Here is a 24,347-nt window from a genome sequence, read left to right on the forward strand (position 1 = left end):
TCAAACTCTCAAGTTGAAATGCGATTGCTCGCATATCCTTGACGTTCGAACCTCTGCACATCTTCACCAGGAGGCTAATCCTGATGAAAGTCTCTGTTTGTGTGCTTGGTTTCAAAAGAAACCGAAGCCGTACAAACAGTGAAGCTGACACTGGATCATCGGAACCGAAATTCCTACCAGCGCGATATACAGACGTTGATCCATCGAAATGAACCAAACCGCCCACATATCTCTTCAGTTATCTATCAATGTCAAAGAGCAACACCCAGCGGCCAAAACAAACAGATGCGCCAATCTCTCAGCGCGCCCGCCTGCCTCATCCTCAAAGATGCCTCAGTCTCTCCTGAGCGTCTCAACCGTCTTTCCGATCCGTCAGCAGCGTCTCCGCCGCGCCCCGTAGCGCCTCAGCGCCGCCGGTGAAGGGGGTTCTAGTCCTAAGGGCCGGAAGGCGCAAGCAGAAATTTTCGATTCCGGGCGGTTTTTTCAAAAAACCTTCATGCGCCCATGTTTTAAGCGATTTGATGGGCCTGAGGCACGATCAGGTGGTGGCTTTTCTGCGGATTGCGGGCAGGCGCAGGGCCAGAAGTGTAAGAATCACGGCCAGATAGGCCAGCGGTTCGATCTGAAACCCTTTGACCAGCATCACATAGTGCAGCGCCCCAAGGGCAATGGCCGGATAGGTCAGGCGATGCAGAATGCGCCAGCGCGGACCGAGTCGGCGCAGAGAGGCATTGTTCGATGTCACCGCGAGCGGCAGGAGTAGCACAAAGGCCGCCATGCCGATGGTGATATAGGGACGTTTCAGGATATCAGCGAGAATCTGGGATGGGATCTGCACATCCAGCAGCAGCCACACCAAAAGGTGGCACAGCACATATATAAAGGAGAGGACCCCCAGCGCCCGGCGGAACCGCATCAGGTTCAGCCCGGCGTAACGGCGCAAGGGGGTCACCGCCAGCACCGCCACCAGCAACTTCAGCGCCAGTTCGCCATATTCGTGCTCCAGCGCCTTGACCGGCTCGACACCAAGGCCGCCGGTGAGCCCCAGAAAGAACAGCCCCGGCACCGGCAGGAGGCCCAGCAGATAGACACTCCAAACCGGAACACGGCGCAGCAGCTGGTTCAGGCCATCCATCAGAAGTGTTTGGCCAGATCCATCCCCTCGTAAAGAGAGGCGACCTCTTTTTCATAGCCATTGAACATCAGTGTCGGCTCCCGGCCTGCAAAAAGACCACCGCCGATACGCCGTTCGGTGGCCTGGCTCCAGCGGGGGTGATCCACCTTTGGGTTCACGTTACTGTAGAATCCGTATTCGCGGGCATTGGCCATGTTCCAGCTGGTGGGCGGTTCCTGATCCGTCACGGTGATGCGCACCACCGATTTGATCGACTTGAAACCGTATTTCCATGGCACCACCAGACGCAGGGGGGCGCCGTTCTGGTTTGGCAGCGGTTTGCCGAAGATGCCGGTGGCCATCAGGGTCAGCGGATGCATCGCCTCATCAAGGCGCAGGCCCTCACGGTAGGGCCAGTCCAGAACCCGATAGGCGGTGCCCGGCATTTCCGAGGGGCGATAGAGCGTTTCGAAGGCCACGTATTTCGCCCCTTCCTGCACACCCGCCATATTCAGAAGATCCGCCAGTTCGAATCCGTTCCAGGGCACCACCATCGACCAGGCCTCGACACAGCGGAAGCGGTAGATGCGTTCCTCGATCGTCATCTCACTGAGGATCTGCTGAAAGTCATAGGCGCCGGGCCGGTCAACCATGCCATCGATCCGGACGCTCCAGGGTTCGGTCGTCATCTGTCCGGCATAGGCTGCGGGATCGCCCTTGCCAGTGCCGAATTCGTAGAAGTTGCAATAGCTGGTCACATCGTCCCAGCTGTTGGGCTCCAGCGTCTCGGCCTTGGCGCCGCCCGCCAGCGTGCTCAGCCCAAGCCCGGCCATGCCCGCCATGATCTGGCGGCGGTTCCAGAAGGCCGCTTCGGGGGTGATATCAGCCTCGGTCAGGGTATTGGTCCAGCGACGTGCCATTGCGGGCTCCTTTTTCCATGTTCGTTACCAGAGCTAGCGCGGGAGAGGCCACGGACCAAAACATATCCTGTCACGACTCCGCGATAGCACTGTAACCTGGCATGATCTCGTTCATCGGACGGGAGGTGCCATCCCCCTGTACGATGCGCACGTGGCGCCGCCGCAGCTGACGCGGCTCGGCCACCCCCACGGAATGGGCGATGGTTTCGACCTCGTGGATCACCTCGCGGGCAAACCGGGCCACGCGCTTGTCCTTATCCTCGACCACCAGGCCCTTTTGCAGGCGCGGATCATGGGTGGTGATACCGGTGGGGCAGGTGTTCTTGTTGCATTTGAGCGCCTGAATGCAGCCAAGGGAAAACATGAAGCCGCGCGCCGAGGTCACGAAATCGGCCCCTGCGGCCAATGCCCAGGCCACATCGCCCGGATTGACCAGCTTACCACTGGCGATCAGGCGGATGCGCTCCTTCATCCCGTATTCATCGCGCAGGTTACAGACCATCGGCAGCGCCTCGCGCACCGACATGCCGACCAGATCGATCAGCGGCATGGGGGCTGCGCCGGTGCCACCTTCGCCGCCATCGATGGTGATGAAGTCCGGCGCATCCTCCGGGCGCGAGGCGATGTTCATGAACATTTCCCGCATCACCGCTTCGGAGCCGACCACCGTTTTGATCCCGACCGGTTTGCCCGTGACCTCGCGCACATGAGAAATCATGTCGAGAAGGTCATCGAACGTTCCGATCTCGGGGTGGCGGTTGGGAGATATACTCGCCTTGCCTTCGGGGATGCCGCGGATCTCGGCAATCTCGGCGTTGACCTTGGCCGCAGGCAGGATGCCGCCCTTACCCGGTTTGGCCCCTTGCGACAGCTTCAGCTCGAACATCCGCACGTTCGGATGTTCGGCCACCTTGCACAGCTTTTCGTCACTCAGGTTGCCGTGTTCATCGCGCACGCCGTATTTCGCGGTGCCGATCTGGAAAACAATGTCGCAGCCGCCCTCAAGGTGAAACGGGCTGAGCCCGCCTTCACCGGTGTTCATCCAGACGCCCGCCTCACGCGCGCCGCGGCTGAGCGCCCGGACAGCGGGGCGTGACAGGGCGCCGTAGCTCATCCCGGAAATGTTGTAAAAGGAGGGCGCCAGATAGGGCACCCGTGCCCCTGCCCCGATCACCATGGGTTCGGAACTGGCGTATTGGTCATCAAGGGGCGGGAAAGGTGCGTTGACGAAGATCGCCGTGCCCGGCACCGAAGTATTGCGGGTTGAACCGAAGGCGACCGTGTTTCCCTTGCCCTCACTGGCGCGGCTCACCCAGTCGCGCTGCGCCCGGTTGAACGGCAGTTCTTCGCGATCCATGGCAAAGAAATACTGACGGAAGAATTCGCCTAGCGTGCTGAACAGATGCCGGAAGCGTCCGATGACAGGGTAGTTGCGCCGGATCGCATCCTCGGTCTGAAGCCTGTCCACAAGAAACAGGACCAGCAACAGCAGCCCGACCGCCCCCAGCGCAAAAACAAATGCAAGCGCCAGGAATTCTATGGCATTCGCCGCAATACCCATGCAAAAACTCCTATGTACCTATATATTCAGTAAGACGCGCGGCCCAGACACCGCCTGCCCTGCCCCAGACTGAGGGGGAACGCCGGGGCGGGCAAGCGAGCTTTGCTCACAAAAGGGAGATATATCATGAATTTTTTCGCAGCCACCGTTGCCGCCACGGCCACCGCCCTGTCCCTCGGCGCCAGCGCCCAGGCCGAAGGCATGGTCAGCTACAAAACCACGCTGTCCTTTGACGACGTGACCTTTGGCCTGGAAAGCGCCATCACCGACCGCGGTCTGGTGGTCGATCACATCAGCCACGTGGGCGATATGCTGGAACGCACCCGCGCCGATGTCGGCTCTGACGTCGTTCTGTTCGAAAAGGCTGACGTCTATTCCTTCTGCTCCGCGCAGCTGTCGCGGCAGGTGATGGAAGCCGACCCGATGAACATCATGTTCTGCCCCTATGACATCTTCGTCGCCCAGATCCCCGGCGAGGAAGAGATCACCATCGGCTTCCGTGCCTTCCCCGAGGGCGAGATGCAGGTGATTCAGGAACTGCTGGACGGCATCGCCCGCGAAGCGATCGAGGAATAAGGCGCGGCCCCGTCGCACACATATATATGTGTGTGTGCGGTCAGCACAGAGATTGCCCGGGACCGGGATCACCGGTTCCGGGCGGGACGCTGCTGTGGGCGGCCCTCGATAAGTCACTAAATTTCATGCTAAATTAATACCGCGAAAATATCTCTTCTTCATCCCGCCTGCCGGGAAATGCATTGCTGAAGAAGAGGTCCAATGTTTTTCAAATTCAAGTCTGCAGAACGCACACAAGAACAAGACGATTTGCTGGGTACATTGGCAGCCATAGAGAAGACACAAGCAGTCATCGAATTCACACCCGACGGAACGATCCTGCGCGCAAACGAGAATTTTCTCTCTTCCCTCGGCTATACCGAACAGGAAATCACCGGTAAGGCCCACAGAATGCTTGTCTCCGCAGACTATGCCAGTGGCCCTCAGTTCCGGGAGTTGTGGCAGGCGCTTGAACAGGGGCAGCATTTCACCGACCAGTTCCCCATGCGGTCCAAATCAGGCACCGAAGTCTGGATCCAGGCGACCTTTGCGCCGGTTCTGGACGCGGCGGGACAGGTGCGCAAGATCATCAAGCTGGGCACCGACATCACCTACCGCCGCAAGGCGATCCAGGATATTTCGCACGGGCTGGTCGCACTGCGCGACGGCGCGCTGGATCACCGCATTCCAGTCTCTGACATTCCTGACCTTGGCGCCGTGGCCGGAAATTTCAACGCGGCGGTCACCCAGCTGGAAACGGTCATCTCGGCGGTCAAATCCGTGTCGGAAACTGTAGAACACGCGGCGACTGGCATCAGCCAGTCTTCGGCAGAACTGTCACAGCGCACTGAAACCCAGGCGGCAACCCTGGAACAGACCGCAGCCGCCATTGAAGAGCTGACCACAACCGTCAAATCCGCTGCGCAGGGCGCGCAGGATGTGGAGCGAATCGTGACAGAGGCGCAGACCACCGCCGAGGGCAGCAGCACCGTCGTGCAGGAAGCCATTGATGCGATGGATCAGATCCGCGCCTCCTCGGAAAAGATCTCAACCATTCTGACCGTCATCGACGACATTTCCTTCCAGACCAGCCTGCTGGCGCTCAACGCCGGGGTCGAAGCCGCCCGGGCGGGGGAAGCAGGCCGTGGCTTTGCCGTGGTTGCCTCCGAGGTGCGGGCGCTGGCGAAACGGTCGACCGATGCCGCCGGAGAGATCAAGCTGCTGATCACCGAAAGCTCGGGCCATGTGGTCACGGGCGTCGATCTGGTCGGCCGCGCCGGCGGGGAGCTGAAATCGATCATCCAAAGCGTCAGCACGATTTCCGGCCACGTCAGCGACATCGCACGGGGAACGCAGGAGCAATCCGCGACCCTGTCCGAAATCAACATGGGCATGGGACAGCTGGACGAAGTCACCCAAAGCAATGCCGCAATGGTCGAAGACGCCTCCGGCGCCAGCCAGATCATGGCCAACAACGCTAAAAACCTGTCACAACAAGTGGCTCAGTTCAGAACCGGCAACGGCGCCGGGACTGAGAGCCGCGCGAACGTGGTGCGCTTCAATGCCGCCCAGCGCGCACAGGCCACGATCGCAACACCTTCGGCGGCTACAGTCAACGCGACAGCGCAGTCAGCCACACCGGGGAATGTGGAGACCTGGGAAGACTTCTGAACAGCCCCTGCCACAATTATAGAAAAGGCCCGCCATCTCTGGCGGGCCCTCTGCGTTTCATCCGCAAGGATCGAGCGGGTGCTTAGTGCACCACGGCATCGTCCGGCTTGGGCCGGTCGGTGGTTCCGATCCGGTCGCCGATGATCAGACCATCCGCCCCGGCAGAAACCGGTACGGTGTCCCCGTCACGAATATCGCCAGCCAGCAGCAATTCGGCCAGCGGGTTCTGCAAGGCACGCTGGATCACGCGCTTCAGCGGGCGGGCACCGAACACCGGATCATAGCCTTCGTCGGCCAGCCAGGTCTGCGCACCTTCATCCAGTTGCAGGGTGATCTTGCGATCGGCCAGACGCTTCTCAAGCCGCTTGAGCTGGATCTTGACGATGCCGTCCATATCGGCGCGGGCCAGACGATCAAAGATGATCGTCTCGTCCAGACGGTTCAGGAATTCGGGGCGGAAATGCGCCCGCACCGCATCCATCACGTCGCGCTTGGCATCCGAGGCATCAGCGCCTTCGGGCAGCTGGCTCAGCGCCTGCGCACCAAGGTTCGACGTCAGAATGATCAGCGTCTGCTTGAAGTCCACGGTGCGACCCTGACCATCGGTCAGCATGCCGTCATCCAGCACCTGCAAGAGCACGTTGAACACATCCGGATGCGCCTTTTCGACCTCGTCGAACAGAACCACCTGATAAGGACGCCGCCGCACGGCTTCGGTCAGCACGCCGCCTTCCTCGTAGCCGACATAGCCTGGAGGAGCACCGATCAGACGCGCCACCGCGTGTTTCTCCATGAACTCGGACATATCGATGCGCACCATCGCGTTGTCGTCATCAAAGAGGAACTCAGCCACGGCCTTGGTCAGTTCGGTCTTACCGACACCGGTCGGCCCGAGGAACAGGAAGCTGCCCAGCGGGCGGTTCTCATCGTTGAGCCCCGCACGTGCCCGGCGCACCGCATTGGCGACCGCCGTCACGGCAGAGTTCTGACCAATCACGCGGGCATGGAGATCGTCTTCCATCCGGAGCAGTTTCTCACGCTCGCCTTCCAGCATCTTGGAGGTCGGGATCCCGGTCCAGCGTTCGACAACACCGGCGATCTGCTCGGGGCGGACGGCCTCTTCGACCATCAGACCCTGCTGTTCCTTCTCCTCAGCCTCAGCCAGCTGTTTTTCCAGCCCCGGAATGACGCCATAGGACAGTTCACCCGCACGGGCGAGGTTGCCTTCACGCTTAGCGATATCCAGTTCGGCGCGCGCCTTGTCGAGCTGCTCTTTCAGATCACGGGCGCCGGCCAGCTTGTCACGTTCGGCCTGCCACTGGGCGGTCATCTCTGCAGATTGCTCCTGCAGGTCCGACAGCTCTTTCTGCAGCGTCTCCAAACGATCACGCGAGGCGGCATCGTCTTCCAGCTTCAGCGCCTCTTCCTCGATCTGCATCTGCAGGATCTGGCGGTCAAGCGCGTCCAGCTCTTCGGGCTTGCTGTCCACCTGCATGCGCAGACGGCTGGCGGCTTCGTCCATCAGGTCGATGGCCTTGTCCGGCAGGAAACGGTCGGTGATATAACGATTCGACAGGGTCGCCGCCGCCACCAGCGCCGCATCGGCGATGCGCACACCGTGGTGCAGCTCGTATTTTTCCTTGATGCCGCGCAGGATCGAGATCGTATCCTCCACCGTCGGCTCGGACACCATCACCGGCTGGAACCGGCGGGCAAGGGCTGCGTCTTTTTCGACGTACTTGCGGTATTCATCCAGCGTGGTTGCGCCGATGCAGTGCAGCTCACCCCGTGCAAGCGCAGGCTTGATCAGGTTGGCCGCATCCATGGCACCATCGGATTTGCCCGCCCCCACTAGGGTGTGCATCTCGTCGATGAACAGGATGATCTCACCGGCGGCTTCGGTCACTTCGGTCAGGACCGCCTTAAGGCGTTCTTCGAACTCACCGCGGTACTTCGCACCGGCGATCAGCGCCCCCATGTCCAGCGCCAGAAGCTGCTTGTCGCGCAGGCTCTCAGGCACATCGCCATTGACGATGCGCAGCGCCATGCCCTCGGCGATGGCGGTCTTACCGACGCCCGGCTCACCGATCAGCACCGGGTTGTTCTTGGTGCGGCGGCTCAGCACCTGCATGGCGCGGCGGATTTCCTCGTCCCGGCCAATGATCGGGTCGATCTTGCCCTCGCGGGCGGCTTCGGTCAGGTCGCGGGCGTATTTCTTCAGCGCGTCATAGCCTTCTTCGGCCGTGGCGCTGTCGGCGGTGCGGCCCTTGCGAATGTCATTGATCGCCTCGTTCAGCTTCTGGGCAGAAACATTGCCTGCCTCCAGCGCGTCCTTGGCCTTGGATTTCACCATGCAAAGAGCCATCAGGACACGCTCGACCGGGACAAAACTGTCGCCTGCCTTGTCGGCAATCTTGGCGGCTTCATCCAGCACCTTGGCGGTCTGCTGATCCAGATACATCTGGCTGCCGTCGCCGCTGACCTTGGGCAACTTGGCAACAGCCGCATCCGCAGATCCGGCAACCTGGGTGGCATCGCCGCCCGCGCGGGTGATCAGGTTGGCAGCAAGCCCCTGATCGTCATCCATCAAAGCTTTCAAAAGGTGCTCGGGTACCATGCGCTGGTGCTCTTCGCGCAGTGCAATTGTCTGCGCCGCCTGCACGAAACCGCGTGCACGCTCAGTGAACTTGGTCAAGTCCATCTCTCTCTCCTTTTACAAGCGCCCGATCAATATGGCAGCGCCCGCTTTGCGGCACGCCCCGGTCCGGGCCTCACACTCCAATTTGGGAGGTCTCGCCCCCTCTTCAAGAGCATATTGACCGCAAAGAGATGCAAAATCTCTGACCTCAATCAAATTCTCATGGGCAGGCGCTGCGCCAAATGCCTTGTTTTTTAGGCTTTCCCAACCGCCCCGTGCGGATTAGGAAAGCGCAATTCCGCATCCCCTGTCACGTTTTCACAAAACCGGAGACCCGCCATGTCTGCCACTACCCCGATTGCCGACGACCGCCTGATCGTTGCCATGGACGTTCCCAACGCAATCGAAGGATTGAAACTGGCCGAGCGGCTTGGCGATGCGGTGTCCTTTTACAAGATCGGTCTTGGCATGCTGACCGGCGGCGGGCTGGCGCTGGCGAATGAGATGAAGCAGGAGCTGGGCAAGCGGATCTTCCTCGATATGAAACTGTTCGACATCGGCGCCACGGTGGAAAACGCCGTGCGCGGGCTGGCGCAGTTCGATCTGGATTTCCTGACAGTGCATGGCGACCCCTATGTGGTGCGCGCGGCCAAGGAAGGCGCGGCAGGCAAGGACATGAAGATCCTCGCCGTCACCATCCTGACCTCGTTGGATCGCGATGACCTTGATGGGGCGCTGATCAAACCCGGAGAGATCCGCGATCTGGTGCAGGAGCGTGCAGGAAATGCCTTTGCCGCCGGAGCCGACGGGGTGATCGCCAGCCCGCAGGAAGCCGCCCTGATCCGCGCCCTGCCCGAGGCAGCGGGCAAGCTGATCGTCACCCCCGGCGTGCGCCCGGCCGGTGCGGATCTGGGAGACCAGAAACGCGTTGCCACCCCGGCCAGCGCCATTGCCGATGGCGCCGATCACATCGTTGTCGGTCGCCCGATCTGGAAGGCAGCAGACCCGCGCAAGGCCGCCGAAGACATTCTGACCGAGCTGCGCAGCCTGTAGTCCAGCGAGCCGCATTGCGGCTGAACGCAGTCCCAATAACCGTATCAGGGGTGGCGGTCAGTGCGTCCGTCTTGGCCGCCGCGCCCATCAGGCAAACCTTACCACTGCGGTTTGCCCAATTTTCAGGCAGAATTTGCACGACATGGTCGGCAAAATATTTCCCGCCGAAATTTCCTGAAAACCGACCTAACCCTACGTCAACCTCATAATATTTAACTAGAATACCAAAACTGACCTCCCCAGAGCCGCCACACAGCTGTGCCCGGAAAAGCACAGGCTGTGGCAGAGCATCCATTTCGGGGAAGTGCAAAATTTGCGTCAGGGAGTCGGATCGGCGATTCTGGTCTCAACACTCCCCAGACGAACTCTTCTTCCTGAGGTTCGTCACCTGCCCCCGCCGTTTCGCGCGGGGGATTTTTCTTGAAAAACCTCCACAGCGCCCGACGCTAAGCTCTGGCCTCGCTCAGATAGCCCGAGAGCTGTTCGGCGAAATGCGGCACAGCAAGGGGATGTTCGCAATACTCCCGCGGATCCATCAGAGCCCACCGCTGCCCTTCCGAACCCAAGCGGATGTCCGACACCAATCCCGCAGGCTGATGGGAGACAAAGAACCAGACATATCCGCGTGGCCGACTGTAGCGGCGCGACCAGACCAGATCAGACGGGGCCAGTTGCAGCCCGATCTCTTCCTCGGTTTCTCTCAGCGCGCAAACCTCGGGGCTTTCCTCCTGCTCCCGTCCGCCGCCGGGCAGATCCCAATGACCGGGATAGGGAATGTCGGGCTTGTCATCGCGCAGGATGACCACGATTTTCTGGCCCAGAAACAAGGCCAGTTTTGCACCTGAAAATGTCATGACATGAACATGGCCCCGCGATGGCCTAAAGACAATATTGCCGGGCCGGAGTAAACTCATCCTGCACCGTTTCAACGAAGCCCCCTACCCGCCTGCCATGCCCGCCTCATCCACATCTTCGCAGTCTTCCGCCCTGTGCCGGGACTGCCTGCGCCAGATCGCACCGCCGCAGCGGCGCCCACTGCGTTGCCCGGCCTGCGGCAGTCCGCGCGTCAAGGTGCATGACGAGCTGTTTTCGCTGACCATCGCCCATATGGATTGCGATGCCTTCTATGCCAGCGTTGAGAAACGCGATGACCCGGCGCTGGCCGACAAGCCGGTGATCATCGGCGGTGGGCGGCGCGGGGTGGTCTCCACCGCCTGTTATGTGGCGCGTATCCGCGGCGTCAAATCCGCGATGCCGATGTTTCAGGCGCTGAAGCTTTGCCCCGATGCAGTGGTAATCAAGCCCCGGATGCAGGTCTATGCCGAGGTGAGCCGCGCCGTACGCGAAATGATGAACGAGTTGACGCCGGATGTGGAACCGCTGTCACTGGACGAAGCCTTCATGGATCTGTCCGGCACCGAAAAACTGCACGGGGCGCCGCCCGCCGTGATGCTGGCGCGGTTGGTCAAACGCATGAAGGACGAGCTGGGAATCACCGGCTCGATCGGCCTCAGCCACAACAAATTCCTGGCCAAGGTTGCCTCAGATCTGGACAAGCCGCGCGGATTTTCGGTGATCGGTAAATCCGAGACCGCAGATTTCCTGCACGACAAACCGGTGCGGCTGATCTGGGGCATTGGTCCTGCGGCGCAGGCTTCGCTGGACAAGGCGGGGATTCGCACTTTTGCTGATCTTCTGCGCTGGGACCGGCAAGATCTGCACGCCCGCTTCGGCTCGATGGGGGATCGACTGTGGCATCTGGCCCGGGGCGAGGACCGGCGCCGCGTTTCTGCCAATGCGCCAGTGAAATCGATCTCCAAGGAAACAACGTTTTTTGAGGATTCAGCCAATACCGAGGTTCTGGACGGCCATCTGTGGCGGCTAGCGACACAGGTCTCGGACCGGGCCAAGGCCAAGGAAAAGGCCGGGCGCGTGGTGACGCTGAAACTGAAACGGGCCAATCATTCGGCCCTGACCCGCCGCATCGCCCTGCGCAGCCCCACCCAGATGGCCGATACGATCTATCGCACAGCACGCGCCCTGTTGGATCAGGTGGGCGATCAGGGGCCTTATCGCCTGCTTGGCTGCGGCATTTCCGATCTGGTGCCCGCCGATCAGGCCGATGTGACCGGCGACCTTCTGGACCCGCAGGCCAGCAAGCGTGCCGGGGCCGAACGGGCCAGCGATGCCATCCGCAAACGGTTTGGAGATGGCGCCATCCTGAAAGGGCGCGCCTTGCGTTAGGATCGCTCCTGCCCAGACCCGCAGCGGGCTCTTACTCGGCGGCAAGCGGAGGCTGTTCCTGCACCGAATCTGTCATTGCTGCGATGACACCGCGCAAAGCGTCCTGAAGGATGGCGAAATTGCCATTGGGCCGGATCGTGGCCTCATCCATATAAAGAGAGCGGTCGATTTCCACCTGGATCGCGTGCTGATTGCGCGACGGGCGGCCGTAGGCCTGCGTAATATAGGCGCCGGCAAAGGGCGCGTTGCGGGCCACCCGCAAACCGACACTGGTAAAGGCGGCTTCGACACGATCAACGATCTCACCCGCCGCCGCAGCCCCAAACCGATCCCCCAGTACCACGTCCGGCATCTGCCCCGACCGGGTGGGCATGGTTTCCAGCGCCTCGTGCGGCATCGAGTGACAATCGATCAGAATCGCATGGCCAAACCCGACATGGGCCTGATCCAGCAATCCCTGCAACGCCCGGTGATAGGGGCGCCAGTAGCTGTCGATGCGACTGCGGGCCTCGGTCAGGGGCAGTTTGCCCCGATAGATCGCCTGCCCGCCGGCAACGACCCGGGGAATCACCCCCAGCCCCGAAGCCACGCGGGGATTCTGCCCGCGTCGCATCACCCCTTCGATCAGCGCCGGGTCCAGTTCTTCCGGAGAACGGTTCAGATCCAGATAGGCGCGCGGCTTTACCGCCCTCAGCAGCGGCGCGCCATATTCCGGCGCTGCAGCAAAAAGCCTGTCGACAAAGGCATCTTCGGAACTGCGGATCCGATGCGGGTCGAGAATCGATTGCTCAAGGAACTGCGGCGGGTAATCGGCGCCGCTATGAGGCGATGCAAAAACGATTGCTGACCGCAGATTTTGCGGCGACATGACAGAAAATGCTGCGTCGGACATCCCGGCTCCGGCCCCTTAGATCTAAAAACAGCATAGACTGGAAATTTCTGGGGTCAAAAGCTCTTGCACCCCTCCGCGACTCTTATTATAGACCCCTTCACCGGCGCGGCATCCCGCGCCCCGTTTGTTTCTGGGGCAGGATGTTGCAAGGGTTTCATGGGCGATTAGCTCAGCGGTAGAGCACTTCGTTGACATCGAAGGGGTCACAAGTTCGAACCTTGTATCGCCCACCATGAATTCATTGTTTTGGCCCACGGGTCGGAACACCCGCTAACCCAGGCGCTGGTTCGCGCCGCAGAACAGGAGAAGGACCATGAAGGTCAAGAACTCGCTCCGCTCGCTCAAGAACCGGCACCGTGACTGCCGCGTTGTGCGTCGCAAGGGCCGCGTCTACGTGATCAACAAGACCCAGCGCCGCTTCAAAGCGCGTCAGGGCTAAGATCCACCAGACCGGATCTGGGACTGCACGACAGTCACAGCGTATTTTGAAAACCGCATCTTCGGATGCGGTTTTTTTGCGTTTTAGCGGCGGCGCTTACCGAAACGAGCCGATACGACCTTGCCCACTGACCCGCAGCCAGCCCGTGAATTTTCTCCAAGTAAAATTGTCAGTTTTTGTTTTCATCCGCTTCGGAATCCTATAATCGACTAAATCAGTCGGAAAGACATACCGAAGCTTGATGGGAGTAACCATGTTGAAAGCGACCACGATACTGGCAGGCGCTCTGGCCGCCACCATTGCGACCTCGGCCGCCGCCGAGGGAGAGGTAAACCTCTATTCCTCGCGCCATTACGACACCGATGAACGCCTATATTCGGACTTCGAAGAGGCAACCGGCATCCGCATCAACCGGATCGAAGGCAAGGCGGATGAGCTGATTGCCCGCATGCAGGCCGAGGGCGAGAATTCCCCTGCCGATATCCTGCTGACCGTCGACACCTCGCGTCTGGCCCGCGCCAAGGATGCAGGCGTGCTGCAATCCATCGACAGCGACGTGCTGGAGGCGCGCGTGCCCGGTTACCTGCAGGACGCAGACAACCAGTGGTTCGGCTTTTCCCAGCGCGCCCGGATCATCTTCTACGACAAGGCTGACGTGGCCAACCCGCCGCAGACCTACCTTGATCTGGCCGATCCGGCGTACAAGGGGCTGGTCTGTATCCGCTCCTCGACCAACACCTACAACCAGACCCTGCTGGCCTCGATCATCACCCACCAGGGCAGCGATGTTGCCAAATCCTGGGCCGAAGGCGTGGTTGCCAACATGGCGCGTGATCCGCAGGGCGGTGACACCGACCAGCTGCGCGGCATCGTCTCGGGTGAATGCGAGATCTCCGTTGCGAACAGCTATTACTTTGCCCGCTCGATCCGCAAAGACGTCAAAGGCCTCTCCGATTCGCGTGACATGATCGGCTGGATCTTCCCGGCGCAAAACGAACAGGGCGCGCATATGAACCTGTCCGGTGGCGGCGTTGCTGCACATGCCCCGAACCGCGATAACGCGATCAAGTTCCTCGAGTATCTCGCCTCGGATCAGGCGCAGCAGTATTTCTCGGCAGGCAATGACGAATACCCGGCCGTGCCGGGCGTGGGCCTCGCCCCCAGCATCGCTGCCCTTGGCCATTTCAAACCCGACGACATCAACCTGTCCGACGTGGCCAAGAACATCCCCGAAGCACAGAAGATCTTTGATGCGGTAGGCTGGAAATAATCCACCTCAGGATGATTCGAATTTTAAAAAAGGCGCGAGGCCCCCTCGCGCCTTTTTGTCCTTTTTGAGAGTCGCAGATGGTCAGAATGTCTCAACTCAAGACCCGGATTTTCAGAATCGGCCATTGCCCGCTCCCAAAATGATCCTTTAGCGCCTTTACGCCTGCAATCCGGCAACTTTGTTGCTGAATTTCTGGACCTGCACCCTACTGCCGCCTATAGATTTGCGGAATTTTCAAGTGAGGGGTTAAAGGCACATGCAGGGTTTCCGGGATATCGCACGACAAGGAACCATGCTGTGAAAAGGGTGCCTGTCACGATTATCAGCGGTTACCTCGGCGCAGGTAAAACCAGCCTCATCAATCGCATCCTCGCCGAGTCGCACGGGCTGGACCTGACCGTCATCGTCAACGATTTCGGCGCCATAAACATCGACGCCGATCTGATCCGCGATACGGAAAACGGCACCATCGCCCTGAGCAATGGTTGCATCTGCTGCACCATGGGAACGGATCTGGCGCTGACGCTGCGGCAAATCCTGGATCGGCCGGAACAGCCCGGCCATCTGGTGATCGAGGCCAGCGGTATCTCCGATCCAGTCGCCATCGCAAATACCGTCATGGGCGAAAGCGGCTTTAGCTATGCCGGCATTGTCACCGTGGTGGATGGGCTCAATGCCGATACCCTTCTGCAGGATGAAGAGATTGCCCCCCAGGTGCTGCAGCAAATCCGCGCCGCTGACCTGGTTCTGGTCTCCAAATGCGAAGCAATCGATGCGGATCTGGCAGACCAATTGAAGGCCGCGGGCGCGCGCACCCCGACGGTTCTGGATGGTGCGCCAGTTTCTGATCTCCTGTTTGACGTCGTGCCCCTGCCCAAAGGCCGCTCCGTGGCCGCGCATCCCGCCTATGCCACTTGGCAACATCAAAGCCGCGATGTTCTGGATCGCCGCGCATTGGGCGACAAACTGGCCAGCCGCCCCGACGGTCTTTACCGCATGAAAGGCTACGTGCTGACCACTGGCGGTGCCTATGAGCTGCATATCGTCGGCCGCCACGTCGAAGCCCGTCACTGCGATGCCGACGAAACCCTTCTGATTGGGCTTGGGCCTGCCGGGCGGATTTCCCCCGAACAAATCGAGGCCTGGTGGACGGGCCAGCCTGACGCTCAGAGCCAGGCAGGTGGGCACGCCTAACGGCGGCGCCCAACCTGTCGGCAGATCAGGATCACCGGCAGTAACCCAACCGCCATGATGACCAGAGACGGCACCGCAGCGCCCTCCAACCGCTCGTCCGAGGCCAGCCGGTAGGCCTGCACCGCCAGCGTATCGTAATTGAATGGCCGCATGATCAGCGTTGCGGGCAGTTCCTTCATCACATCCACGAAAACAATCAGCAGCGCGGTCAGCAGGCTCGGCGTCAGGATCGGCAGATGCACCCGGCGCAGCATGCCCAGCGGGCTTTGTCCCAGCGACCGGGCAGCCGCATCCATATTGGCGTGTACGGTGGACTGGCCGCTCTCATAGGCACCAAGAGCCGCCGCGAGGAACCGCACCATATAGGCGGCCACCAAGAGCCAGATGGATCCGGTGATCAGCAAGCCGGTACGAATATCAAAGGTCGCCCGCATCCAGGCATCGAGAGCGTTGTCAAAGGCCGCGAAAGGTACCATCAGCCCCACCGCGATCACCCCGCCCGGCACCGCATAGCCCAGCCGTGACATATAGGCCGCGAGTGCAGAACTGCGCCCCGGGCGCAGTCGCTGATAAAAGCCAAGGATGACCGCCGCCAGCACGGTGATCACCGCAGCAGTCGAGGCTAGAAGCAGAGAGTTCTGGATGAACCCGATATAGCGGCGGCTGAACAGGTCCTGCTCGGATTGCAGCCCCATATTGCACAGGATCACCACCGGCAGCACAAAGCCCAGCACCACCGGAATCGCACACAGAACCCAGGCCGCAACGGCGCGCAAACCGGTGAGGTCAGCAGGCGGCATTTCAGCGTGATGCTTGCCCGCCTGATGATAGCGCGCCTTGCCGCGGGTGGAGCGTTCCACTACCGCCAGCATCAGCGCAAAGCTGAGAAGGCAGAGCGCCAGCTGCGCCGCCCCGGCGCGATCCGCGAGCGAGAACCAGCTGGTGTAGATCCCTGTAGCAAAGGTCTGCACCCCGAAATAGGACACGGTGCCGAAATCGGCGATGGTCTCCATCACCGCCAACAGCACGCCCGAGGCAATCGCCGGCCGCGCCATCGGCAGGCTGACACGCCAGAAGGCCTCCCAGGCACTTTTCCCCAGTGCCCGTGCCGCCAGGAAGGCGCCAGCGCTTTGCTGCAAGAATGCCGCCCGCGCCAAGAGGTAGACATAGGGATAAAGGACGAAGATCAGCATCACCGCCGCCCCACCCGGAGAGCGGATCTCCGGGAACCAGTAATCGCGCGGACCCCAGCCCGTCACCTGTCGCAGGGTGGTCTGCACGATGCCGGGGTGATCCAGAACAAAGGTATAGGCATAGGCCAGCACATAAGCCGGGAAGGCCAGCGGCAGGACCAGCGCGACCTCAAACAGGCGCACGCCAGGAAAACGGGTCATGGTGACAAGCCAGGCCGCCCCGACGCCCAGCAACAGGGTTCCAAGTGAGACCAGAACCACTAGCACCACCGTCGTGATCAGGTAGCGTGGCAGCACCGTCCCGGCCAGATGCGCGATGGTATCCGTGCCGCCGACCATCCCCGCCAGCGCCACGGCCAGCATCGGTAGGACGCAAGCCAGCGCCACGACCCAGCCCAGCACGGCAAAGACGCGTGTCCCGGCCTTGCGCCCAAGGCGGCTTCCCTTTGGGGCGTAGTCTGGAGTGTGGCTGGCTTCAGTCATCGGTTGCTCATCGCTTTGGTGAATCCCACTGCGGGTCGGAACACCCCTCTATTTCGATCATTTTTGTCGGAAACTCCAGCAGGAAACTGGCAAGCACCCTGCCCTGCGGCGAATACGCCCGGCCCCGGTTTCGGATAGAAAAAAGCCGGGCGTCCTTACGGGGCCCGGCTCTCCATGTCTGTGTAAGGCTGCGGCTCAGTCGTAGCTGCGCTGATCCTCGATCACCAGGCCGTCCTTGGGCAGGGCACCGGGGGCAACCACTTCGATCTTGCCTTTCAGCTTCAGCACTTCGATCACCGATTTCCCAAACCCAACCTCATCGCCGCCGGTGGCTTCGATCTGAACAGTCATCGCGTCCATTTCGCCGTCACGGGTGGCAATGACGCGCGCCTTGACGATCTCATCATGCTTGTCGACCAGCGCTGCCACCTGTTCAGGGCGCACGAACATGCCCTTGATCTTGGTGGTCTGATCCGCGCGGCCCATCCAGCCCTTGATCCGCATGTTGGTACGGCCGCAAGGGGACTGTCCCGGCAGAACCGCCGACAGATCGCCAGTGGCAAAACGGATCAGCGGGTAATCAGGGTTGAGCGTGGTCACCACGACCTCGCCCACCTCGCCCGGCGCAACCGGCGTGCCTGTGCCCGGCGTGACGATCTCGACGATAACACGCTCATCGACGATCATGCCTTCCATCGCGGCGCTCTCGTAGGCGATGTTGCCGAGATCAGCCGTTGCATAGCTTTGCAGGCAGGTGATGCCCCGGTCGGCGTATTCCTGACGCAGCGAGGGGAACAGCGCGCCGCCCCCGACCGCCGCCTTGGTATAGCCCAGCTTCACGCCCATGGCATCGGCCTTGTCCAGGATCACCTTGAGGAAATCCGGAGTGCCCGCATAGGCGGTCGCCCCCACATCGCGGGCGGCTGTGACCTGCAATTCCGTCTGACCAGTGCCTGCGGGCAGAACCGCGGCGCCAACGGCGCGGGCGCCGCTTTCAAAGATCATGCCAGCCGGAGTCAGGTGGTAGCCGAAACAGTTTTGCACCACATCGCCAGCGCCAATGCCTGCCGCGTGCAGGAAGCGACCCATGCGCCACCAGTCATGTTCGCTGCCGCCCGGTTCATAAATCGGACCCGGCGACTGGAAGATATGCGCGAACCCATGCGCCGGTTTCACCGTGAAGCCACCAAAGGGGGCATTCTCGGCCTGGGCGCGGCTCAGTTCGGATTTGCGTAGCACCGGAAGCGCGGCCAGATCCGCAGCCGAGGTGATCGCCGCAGGATCCACATCGGCCAGCGCCGATCCATATCCCGGCGCGGTTTTGGCGCGGGCGATCTGCTCCGGCAGCGCCTTGGCGATATCCGCGGCACGTTCATCCGCCGAGCGGGTTTCAAGAATGTCAAAAAAACTCATGTCCTCATCACCCCGCATCAGCTCAGCCACCGTTTGCGGCGGCGGTAGGACCGCACATCGCGGAAGCTCTTGCGCCCCTCATCCGACATGCCGAGATAGAATTCCTTCACGTCCGGGTTTTCGCGCAGTTCGGCGGCAGGTCCATCCATCACCACGCGGCCGGATTCCAGGATGTAGCCATAATGCGCAAAGCGCAGGGCAACGTTGGTGTTCTGTTCGGCCAGCAGGAAGGTCACGCCTTCGTTTTCGTTGATCGATTTCACGATGCCGAAAATCTGCTCCACCAGCTGCGGCGCCAGACCCATCGAAGGTTCGTCCAGCAGGATGGTTTCCGGGCGGCTCATCAGGGCGCGGCCCATGGCCACCATCTGCTGCTCACCCCCGGAGGTATAGCCAGCCTGGGATTTGCGGCGTTCCTTCAGGCGCGGGAAATAGCTGTAGACCATCTCCAGATCGCGCTGGATATCGCCCTTGCCATCGGCGCGTGTATAGGCGCCGGTCATCAGGTTTTCCTCAACGGTGAGGTGTTCGAAACAATGGCGGCCTTCCATCACCTGGATGACGCCCTTGCGGACCACTTCGGCGGGATCCTGATCGTGCATCACCTCGCCGCGGTATTTGATCGACCCTTTGGTCACTTCACCGCGTTCGGAATGCAGCAGGTTCGAAACCGCCTTCAGTGTCGTTGTCTTGCCGGCGCCATTGCCGCCCAGCAGCGCGGTGATACCGCCTTTTGGAACCTTCAGGCTGACGCCTTTCAGCACGAGGATCACGTGGTTGTAGATCACCTCGATATTGTTGACCTCAAGCAGGGTTTCGGCCTGCACATCGGTGGTGTTTGCTGCGTCGAGCATCAAAGTTTGTCCTCATGCGGTCACGGCCTGTTGCGGCCTGGTCCGGGGCGAGCCGTATTCATCGCAGGCGCCCGGATCGGTGTCTCTTCGGAGGTGGTGTGGCGGCTGACCGCCACACCGGTTTTGAGTCCGGTCCCGCCCCAAAAGGCGGGACCACGAGCACTATCAGTTGCAGCGCGGTTCGATGTTGTTTTCCGCCGCATAGGAAGCGGAGTCAGCTTCGATCAGCGGCTGGATTACAGCGGTATCGGTCTTCTGGAAGTCCGAGATCAGGCTCCAGGTCTTGGTCTCTGCGTTCCACTGGGTCATGCCGACGAGGCCGGGGCCACCGTGGTTTTCACAGGAAACGTTGAAGGACGGACCGAAGTAGGGCATGCCAAGCGCCGACATACGGGCTTCGGGCATTTCCAGGGCTTCCATGCCATCGCGCATCATCGCCGGGGTGATGTCCTTGGTGCCGTGCATTTCCTGGGCGGTCTTGGCCGCTTCGACAGCCAGCATCGCCGCGTACATGCCACGGTTATAAAGCACATTACCGATCTGATCGCCTGCACCGGCAGCCAGGCCCTTGTCGACAACATATTTCTGCATGTCATCAAACACCGGGAAGTCGCGGCCAACGTTGTGGAAGGTCACAGCCTTGTAGCCATTGGCCTTCGCACCGGCGGACAGGACGTCATGCTCGGCACCGGACCACCAAACGCCGATGAAGTTTTCCATCGGATAGCGGACGTTTGCGGCTTCCTGAATGGCAACCTGGTTCATCACGCCCCAGCCCCACATAACGACATAGTCGGGACGGTCACGGCGGATCTGCAGCCACTGGGACTTCTGCTCCTGACCGGGGTGGTCAACAGGCAGGGTCGACAGTTCGAAACCATGCTTTTTGGACAGCTCTTCCAGGGTGCGGATCGGTTCCTTGCCGTAGGCGGAGTTGTGGTACAGCAGGGCGATCTTCTTGCCTTTGATGTCACCACCGTTTTCGTCCAGCAGGTAGGTGATGATACCCGAGGCGCCATCCCAGTAGTTTGCCGGGTAGTTGAACACGTTGCCAAAGACCTTGCCGTTGGCAGCCGAGGTCCGGCCATAGCCCATGGTGTGGAGCGGGATGCCGTCAGCAGCGGTTTTGGGGATCAGCTGGTAGGTGATACCGGTGGACAGCGGCTGATACACCAGCGCGCCTTCGCCCTTGGTGGATTCGTAGCATTCCACACCTTTTTCGGTGTTATAGCCGGTCTCGCATTCGATCACCTTCGCCTTGACGCCGCCGATGCCGCCGTCACGCTCGTTCACCAGGGTGAAATAGTCGGCATAGCCATCCGCGAAGGGGATGCCACCTGCGGCGTAGGGGCCGGTGCGGTAGCTCAGCGACGGGAATACGAGATCCGCCATGGCTGGCCCTGCGGCCATCAGCGCGCCCAGCGCCAGAGTGGTCAGTTTAAGTTTCATCGGGTTCATTCCTCCCATTGGTCTCATCCGATTTTTTTGATGCGGGGCCCGTGAGTTGGCTCTTGCTGTTGTCCCCGCGATGGTCTGCCGTCCCCGCGTCAGTGCGGGAAGGGCCAGAGTCTCAGTTTTTCTTTGGCAACGCGCCACAGCTGCGCCAGCCCGTGCGGTTCTGCGATCAGGAAGAACACGATCAGCCCCCCCACGATCACCAGTTGGAAATGCGCCACGATATCAGTCGGCCAGCCCATCACGTCGACGCCCAGAACCTTCAGTACCACCGGCAGCAGTACCAGGAAGGCCGCGCCCGCGAAGGAGCCGAAGATCGAGCCCAGACCGCCGATGATCACCATGAACAGCACCAGGAACGACTTGTTGATGCCAAAGGCCTCGCCGACCTCAACCGCGCCAAGGTAGACCGAGAAGAACAGTGCCCCGGAGATACCGATCAGGAAGCCGGAGACGGCAAAGGCTGTCAGTTTCGCCTTCAGCGGGTTCACCCCGATGATCTCGGCAGCGATGTCCATGTCGCGGATCGCCATCCAGGTCCGGCCCGTTGTGCCGCGCGTCAGGTTGCGGGCGACGATGGCGCAGAACGTCAGGAAGATCAGACAGAAGAAATAGGTCGCCCACGCCGGTGCGTTGGGACCGGTGATCACGATGCCAAAGACATCCCGCTCAGGCGCGTTGATCTGGCCCGAGGCTGAGTAGTTGTAGAACCACGGCACACGGTTAAACAGCCAGACCAGGAAGAACTGCGCCGCCAGCGTGGCCACCGCCAGGTAAAAGCCCTTGATGCGCAAGGACGGCAGGCCAAAGGCCACACAGACCAGCGCGGTCACACCACCCGCCAAAAGAACATGCACGAACATGCTGACTTCGGGGAAGGCGGTCATGAACTTGTAGACCGCATAGGCACCCACAGCCATGAAACCGCCGGTCCCGAGGCTGACCTGACCGCAATATCCGACCAGAATGTTAAGGCCGATGGCCGCGATCGAATAGATCAGGAACGGCAGCAGGATGGCATTCGCCCAGTAGTCGTTGATGACAAAGGGGATGACCAGAAAGGCCACGGCCAGCACCGCGTAGTAACGATAGCGATCGAACTTGATCGGAAACGTCTGGCTGTCATCCTGGTAAGAGACCTTAAAGTCCCCGGCTTCACGGTAGAACATGCTTCAGATGCTCCCTTTTTCCTGCGCGCGGTTGCGGGCCGCTGCGTCCAGTTGATTTGTCTTCTTCGCGTATCCGCTGGCCTCGGCCAGGCGGGCCAGTCGCAGATAGGCGAGGATCCCTGTGAAAAGACCGACAGCAGCCAGAAGAGCGGAGATCACGACCTGGGTGTCGGAAAAATCTCCGGAGGTCAGCGCCAGATAGCCAAAGGCCCAAAATCCAGACCAGGCGATCACATTGACGATGGCAATGAGCTTTCTCATGCGTCTTTCCTCCCTCTTATGTTGCGTTCAGTCTCTTGCGGCGCGGCCCCATCCCTCCCCGAATGGAACCGGCCTTGATGTCATTGGGCTGCGTCAGACCCTTTCGATGATCTTCTCCCCAAAGAGGCCTTGCGGACGGAACACCAGGAACAGCAGCGCCAGAACGTATGCGAACCAGTTTTCAGTCGCGCCGCCGACCATCGGGCCGATAGCAAATTCAAACAGTTTCTCACCTACACCGATGATCAGGCCGCCGACGATGGCGCCCGGGATCGAGGTGAAACCGCCCAGCATCAGAACCGGCAGCGCCTTCAGCGCGATCAGCGACAGCGAGAACTGCACGCCCGACTTGGTGCCCCACATGATACCTGCGACCAGCGCCACGAACCCGGCAACCGACCAGACCAGAACCCAGATGAAGTTCAGCGAGATACCCACAGACAGCGCCGCCTGGTGATCATCCGCCACGGCGCGCATGGCGCGGCCCTGCTTGGTGTATTGGGCAAAGATCACAAGACCGGTCACCAGCAGCGCCGCCACCACGGTCGCCACGATATCAAGGTTGTCGATGAAGAAGCCGTAGCCAAAGATGTTGTAGGTGGTCTCATCAATCCACAGGTTGATGCCCTGCGGGATGCCCACATCCAGCGTCTTGATCTCGGAGCCCCACATCAGGTCAGCCACGCCTTCCAGGAAGTAGGCCAGACCGATGGTGGCCATGAACAGGATGATCGGTTCCTGACCGACCAGATGCTTCATCACCAGAACCTGCACCAGCCAGGCCAGCAGAACCATGACCGCCACGGTCAGGATCACCGCCAAGAAGGACGGGATCGTCCACCCGAAATGGGTGATATGGCCGCCGAAGACCGCGTTGATCAGATGCGCAAAGGGCACCTGACCATTCATGATCCCCACCAGGGTCATCGCCGCGAACAGCGCCATGACGCCCTGGGCGTAGTTAAAGATGCCGGATGCCTTGTAGATCAGGACAAATCCGAGCGCGACAAGCGCATAGAGCACGCCGGCCATCAGACCGTTGAGCGTGACTTCCATCGCAAAAATCAGTTGTTCAGGCATGTTTCGCCTCCCTCAAGCCGGTCTGATGGTCAGTCATGCGCAACGCCGAGATAGGCGTCGATCACATCCTGGTTGTTGCGGACTTCGTCCGGCGTGCCATCGCCGATCTTCTTGCCGTAATCCATCACGACCACCCGGTCGGACAGATCCATCACCACGCCCATGTCGTGTTCGATCAGAGCGATCGTGGTGCCGAATTCGTCATTCACATCAAGGATAAAGCGGGACATGTCCTCTTTTTCCTCGACGTTCATGCCAGCCATCGGTTCATCCAGCAGCAGCAGGCTCGGCTCGGCCGCAAGGGCGCGGGCCAGTTCCACCCGTTTCTTCAGACCATAGGGCAGACGCGCCACCGGGGTCTTGCGGATGTGCTGGATTTCCAGAAAGTCGATGACCTTCTCCACCGCTTCGCGGTTCTCGGTCTCTTCCTTCTCGGCCTTGCCCTTCCACAGCGCCTGGCTCAGCAGGCCGGTCTTCATGTAGTTGAGCCGTCCGGTCATCACGTTGTCCAGAACACTCATCCCTTCGAAAAGCGCGATGTTCTGGAAGGTCCGGGCGATACCCTGACGCGCCACCTCGTAGGGACGCATCTGCGGACGCGGCTTGCCCTGATAGAGAACCTGACCTTCCTGCGGGACGTAGAACCCCGAGATCACGTTCAGCATCGAGGACTTGCCCGCACCGTTGGGGCCGATGATCGCGCGGATCTCACCCTGACGGATGTCGAACGAGATGTCCTTGATCGCCACCACACCGCCGAACCGCAGGGTGATGTTCTTCATTTCCATCACCACGCCGCCAATCTTGCGGCCGTCTTCGGTGACGTATCCTTCTTCCATGTCTTTCACGTGCCCAGCCCCTTTTTCTGGCTGCCTGTCTTTGTCGCGC

General features: G+C 60.8%; 21 protein-coding genes, 1 tRNA gene and 1 rRNA gene (1 of these 23 cut by a window edge). 8 read left to right on the forward strand and 15 right to left on the reverse strand.

The window, feature by feature from the left end; all coding sequences use genetic code 11:
* The 4 genes from JL2886_RS09420 to JL2886_RS09435 all read right to left on the reverse strand — a co-directional run.
* Window positions 1-16: ribosomal RNA gene (locus tag JL2886_RS09420) — 16S ribosomal RNA — on the reverse strand; it reaches 1,444 nt to the left of the window's first position.
* 522 nt (window positions 17-538) lie between these two features.
* Window positions 539-1,135 (reverse strand): protein-methionine-sulfoxide reductase heme-binding subunit MsrQ, encoded by a 597-nt coding sequence (gene msrQ, locus JL2886_RS09425; RefSeq protein WP_065271769.1) that lies wholly within the window; start codon window positions 1,133-1,135, stop codon window positions 539-541.
* Window positions 1,135-2,034: a protein-methionine-sulfoxide reductase catalytic subunit MsrP gene (msrP, locus tag JL2886_RS09430; protein ID WP_065271770.1), complete on the reverse strand. Its 900-nt coding sequence runs from the start codon at window positions 2,032-2,034 to the stop codon at window positions 1,135-1,137. Before msrP ends, msrQ begins: the two co-directional genes overlap by 1 nt.
* A 70-nt stretch (window positions 2,035-2,104) precedes the next feature.
* Entirely contained in the window at window positions 2,105-3,595 is a 1,491-nt protein-coding gene (locus JL2886_RS09435) for an FMN-binding glutamate synthase family protein (protein WP_065271771.1), read from the reverse strand.
* 126 nt (window positions 3,596-3,721) lie between these two features.
* Here JL2886_RS09435 and JL2886_RS09440 point away from each other — a divergent pair, with 126 nt between their 5' ends.
* Window positions 3,722-4,171 carry a DUF302 domain-containing protein gene (locus tag JL2886_RS09440; RefSeq protein ID WP_065271772.1) on the forward strand — a complete coding sequence of 150 codons (450 nt, stop codon included), beginning with the start codon at window positions 3,722-3,724 and terminating at the stop codon, window positions 4,169-4,171.
* A 201-nt stretch (window positions 4,172-4,372) separates the two neighbouring features.
* On the forward strand, window positions 4,373-5,821 hold the full coding sequence (locus tag JL2886_RS09445) for a methyl-accepting chemotaxis protein (RefSeq protein ID WP_065271773.1): 1,449 nt from the start codon (window positions 4,373-4,375) through the stop codon (window positions 5,819-5,821).
* Window positions 5,822-5,903: 82 nt separating this feature from the next.
* Here JL2886_RS09445 and clpB read toward each other — a convergent pair whose 3' ends face one another.
* Window positions 5,904-8,522 (reverse strand): ATP-dependent chaperone ClpB, encoded by a 2,619-nt coding sequence (clpB, locus tag JL2886_RS09450; protein ID WP_065271774.1) that lies wholly within the window; start codon window positions 8,520-8,522, stop codon window positions 5,904-5,906.
* 276 nt (window positions 8,523-8,798) lie between these two features.
* On the opposite strand from clpB, the gene pyrF reads away from it, so the two are divergent.
* Complete coding sequence (pyrF, locus tag JL2886_RS09455; RefSeq protein ID WP_065271775.1) at window positions 8,799-9,512, forward strand: orotidine-5'-phosphate decarboxylase; 714 nt, start codon at window positions 8,799-8,801, stop codon at window positions 9,510-9,512.
* A gap of 446 nt (window positions 9,513-9,958) precedes the next feature.
* On the opposite strand, the gene JL2886_RS09460 is transcribed toward pyrF, so the two are convergent.
* Window positions 9,959-10,366, reverse strand: coding sequence for an NUDIX hydrolase (locus JL2886_RS09460; protein ID WP_065271776.1), 408 nt, complete (start codon window positions 10,364-10,366; stop codon window positions 9,959-9,961).
* 97 nt (window positions 10,367-10,463) lie between these two features.
* Between JL2886_RS09460 and JL2886_RS09465 the strand changes: the two genes are divergently transcribed.
* Complete coding sequence (locus tag JL2886_RS09465; RefSeq protein WP_082996044.1) at window positions 10,464-11,756, forward strand: DNA polymerase IV; 1,293 nt, start codon at window positions 10,464-10,466, stop codon at window positions 11,754-11,756.
* Window positions 11,757-11,787: 31 nt separating this feature from the next.
* Here JL2886_RS09465 and JL2886_RS09470 read toward each other — a convergent pair whose 3' ends face one another.
* Window positions 11,788-12,648, reverse strand: a complete 861-nt coding sequence (locus JL2886_RS09470) for an N-formylglutamate amidohydrolase (RefSeq protein ID WP_065271777.1) — start codon at window positions 12,646-12,648, stop codon at window positions 11,788-11,790.
* A 158-nt stretch (window positions 12,649-12,806) separates the two neighbouring features.
* On the opposite strand from JL2886_RS09470, the gene JL2886_RS09475 reads away from it, so the two are divergent.
* From JL2886_RS09475 to JL2886_RS09490, 4 genes are all read left to right on the forward strand, one after another.
* A tRNA-Val gene (locus JL2886_RS09475) sits at window positions 12,807-12,881 on the forward strand.
* A gap of 80 nt (window positions 12,882-12,961) precedes the next feature.
* Complete coding sequence (gene ykgO / locus JL2886_RS09480) at window positions 12,962-13,087, forward strand: type B 50S ribosomal protein L36 (RefSeq protein ID WP_008562923.1); 126 nt, start codon at window positions 12,962-12,964, stop codon at window positions 13,085-13,087.
* A 253-nt stretch (window positions 13,088-13,340) separates the two neighbouring features.
* On the forward strand, window positions 13,341-14,357 hold the full coding sequence (locus tag JL2886_RS09485) for a Fe(3+) ABC transporter substrate-binding protein (protein WP_065271778.1): 1,017 nt from the start codon (window positions 13,341-13,343) through the stop codon (window positions 14,355-14,357).
* 297 nt (window positions 14,358-14,654) lie between these two features.
* A complete protein-coding gene (locus JL2886_RS09490) occupies window positions 14,655-15,551 on the forward strand; it encodes a CobW family GTP-binding protein (protein ID WP_065271779.1) in 897 nt (298 codons plus the stop codon).
* Here JL2886_RS09490 and JL2886_RS09495 read toward each other — a convergent pair.
* The 8 genes from JL2886_RS09495 to JL2886_RS09530 all read right to left on the reverse strand — a co-directional run bounded on the left by JL2886_RS09495 (window position 15,548) and on the right by JL2886_RS09530 (window position 24,298).
* The gene (locus JL2886_RS09495) at window positions 15,548-17,227 is read right to left on the reverse strand and encodes an ABC transporter permease (RefSeq protein WP_065271780.1); all 1,680 of its coding nucleotides are present in this window, start codon (window positions 17,225-17,227) and stop codon (window positions 15,548-15,550) included. The genes JL2886_RS09490 and JL2886_RS09495 overlap by 4 nt on opposite strands.
* Window positions 17,228-17,422: 195 nt before the next feature.
* Window positions 17,423-18,640, reverse strand: a complete 1,218-nt coding sequence (locus JL2886_RS09500) for a phenylacetate--CoA ligase family protein (RefSeq protein ID WP_065273618.1) — start codon at window positions 18,638-18,640, stop codon at window positions 17,423-17,425.
* Between the two features lie 17 nt (window positions 18,641-18,657).
* Window positions 18,658-19,494, reverse strand: a complete 837-nt coding sequence (locus JL2886_RS09505; RefSeq protein ID WP_065271781.1) for an ABC transporter ATP-binding protein — start codon at window positions 19,492-19,494, stop codon at window positions 18,658-18,660.
* Window positions 19,495-19,659: 165 nt separating this feature from the next.
* A complete protein-coding gene (locus tag JL2886_RS09510; protein WP_065273619.1) occupies window positions 19,660-20,943 on the reverse strand; it encodes an ABC transporter substrate-binding protein in 1,284 nt (427 codons plus the stop codon).
* 98 nt (window positions 20,944-21,041) lie between these two features.
* Window positions 21,042-22,118: a branched-chain amino acid ABC transporter permease gene (locus JL2886_RS09515; RefSeq protein ID WP_065271782.1), complete on the reverse strand. Its 1,077-nt coding sequence runs from the start codon at window positions 22,116-22,118 to the stop codon at window positions 21,042-21,044.
* A gap of 3 nt (window positions 22,119-22,121) precedes the next feature.
* The gene (locus JL2886_RS09520) at window positions 22,122-22,379 is read right to left on the reverse strand and encodes a hypothetical protein (RefSeq protein ID WP_065271783.1); all 258 of its coding nucleotides are present in this window, start codon (window positions 22,377-22,379) and stop codon (window positions 22,122-22,124) included.
* Window positions 22,380-22,472: 93 nt separating this feature from the next.
* Window positions 22,473-23,459 (reverse strand): branched-chain amino acid ABC transporter permease, encoded by a 987-nt coding sequence (locus JL2886_RS09525; RefSeq protein ID WP_065271784.1) that lies wholly within the window; start codon window positions 23,457-23,459, stop codon window positions 22,473-22,475.
* Between the two features lie 29 nt (window positions 23,460-23,488).
* On the reverse strand, window positions 23,489-24,298 hold the full coding sequence (locus JL2886_RS09530; protein WP_116560346.1) for an ABC transporter ATP-binding protein: 810 nt from the start codon (window positions 24,296-24,298) through the stop codon (window positions 23,489-23,491).
* Window positions 24,299-24,347 lie beyond the last annotated feature (49 nt).

The organism is Phaeobacter gallaeciensis (genome assembly GCF_001678945.1).
Lineage (GTDB): Bacteria > Pseudomonadota > Alphaproteobacteria > Rhodobacterales > Rhodobacteraceae > Phycobacter > Phycobacter gallaeciensis_A.

What these genes read in the sequence shown, in the direction of transcription:
- msrQ (WP_065271769.1), bottom strand. Translation starts at nt 1,135, where the DNA reads ATGGATGGCCTGAACCAGCTGCTGCGCCGTGTTCCGGTTTGGAGTGTC.
- msrP (WP_065271770.1), bottom strand. Translation starts at nt 2,034, where the DNA reads ATGGCACGTCGCTGGACCAATACCCTGACCGAGGCTGATATCACCCCC.
- JL2886_RS09435 (WP_065271771.1), bottom strand. Translation starts at nt 3,595, where the DNA reads ATGGGTATTGCGGCGAATGCCATAGAATTCCTGGCGCTTGCATTTGTT.
- JL2886_RS09440 (WP_065271772.1), top strand. Translation starts at nt 3,722, where the DNA reads ATGAATTTTTTCGCAGCCACCGTTGCCGCCACGGCCACCGCCCTGTCC.
- JL2886_RS09445 (WP_065271773.1), top strand. Translation starts at nt 4,373, where the DNA reads ATGTTTTTCAAATTCAAGTCTGCAGAACGCACACAAGAACAAGACGAT.
- clpB (WP_065271774.1), bottom strand. Translation starts at nt 8,522, where the DNA reads ATGGACTTGACCAAGTTCACTGAGCGTGCACGCGGTTTCGTGCAGGCG.
- pyrF (WP_065271775.1), top strand. Translation starts at nt 8,799, where the DNA reads ATGTCTGCCACTACCCCGATTGCCGACGACCGCCTGATCGTTGCCATG.
- JL2886_RS09460 (WP_065271776.1), bottom strand. Translation starts at nt 10,366, where the DNA reads ATGACATTTTCAGGTGCAAAACTGGCCTTGTTTCTGGGCCAGAAAATC.
- JL2886_RS09465 (WP_082996044.1), top strand. Translation starts at nt 10,464, where the DNA reads ATGCCCGCCTCATCCACATCTTCGCAGTCTTCCGCCCTGTGCCGGGAC.
- JL2886_RS09470 (WP_065271777.1), bottom strand. Translation starts at nt 12,648, where the DNA reads ATGTCCGACGCAGCATTTTCTGTCATGTCGCCGCAAAATCTGCGGTCA.
- ykgO (WP_008562923.1), top strand. Translation starts at nt 12,962, where the DNA reads ATGAAGGTCAAGAACTCGCTCCGCTCGCTCAAGAACCGGCACCGTGAC.
- JL2886_RS09485 (WP_065271778.1), top strand. Translation starts at nt 13,341, where the DNA reads ATGTTGAAAGCGACCACGATACTGGCAGGCGCTCTGGCCGCCACCATT.
- JL2886_RS09495 (WP_065271780.1), bottom strand. Translation starts at nt 17,227, where the DNA reads ATGACTGAAGCCAGCCACACTCCAGACTACGCCCCAAAGGGAAGCCGC.
- JL2886_RS09500 (WP_065273618.1), bottom strand. Translation starts at nt 18,640, where the DNA reads ATGAGTTTTTTTGACATTCTTGAAACCCGCTCGGCGGATGAACGTGCC.
- JL2886_RS09505 (WP_065271781.1), bottom strand. Translation starts at nt 19,494, where the DNA reads ATGCTCGACGCAGCAAACACCACCGATGTGCAGGCCGAAACCCTGCTT.
- JL2886_RS09510 (WP_065273619.1), bottom strand. Translation starts at nt 20,943, where the DNA reads ATGAAACTTAAACTGACCACTCTGGCGCTGGGCGCGCTGATGGCCGCA.
- JL2886_RS09515 (WP_065271782.1), bottom strand. Translation starts at nt 22,118, where the DNA reads ATGTTCTACCGTGAAGCCGGGGACTTTAAGGTCTCTTACCAGGATGAC.
- JL2886_RS09520 (WP_065271783.1), bottom strand. Translation starts at nt 22,379, where the DNA reads ATGAGAAAGCTCATTGCCATCGTCAATGTGATCGCCTGGTCTGGATTT.
- JL2886_RS09525 (WP_065271784.1), bottom strand. Translation starts at nt 23,459, where the DNA reads ATGCCTGAACAACTGATTTTTGCGATGGAAGTCACGCTCAACGGTCTG.
- JL2886_RS09530 (WP_116560346.1), bottom strand. Translation starts at nt 24,298, where the DNA reads ATGGAAGAAGGATACGTCACCGAAGACGGCCGCAAGATTGGCGGCGTG.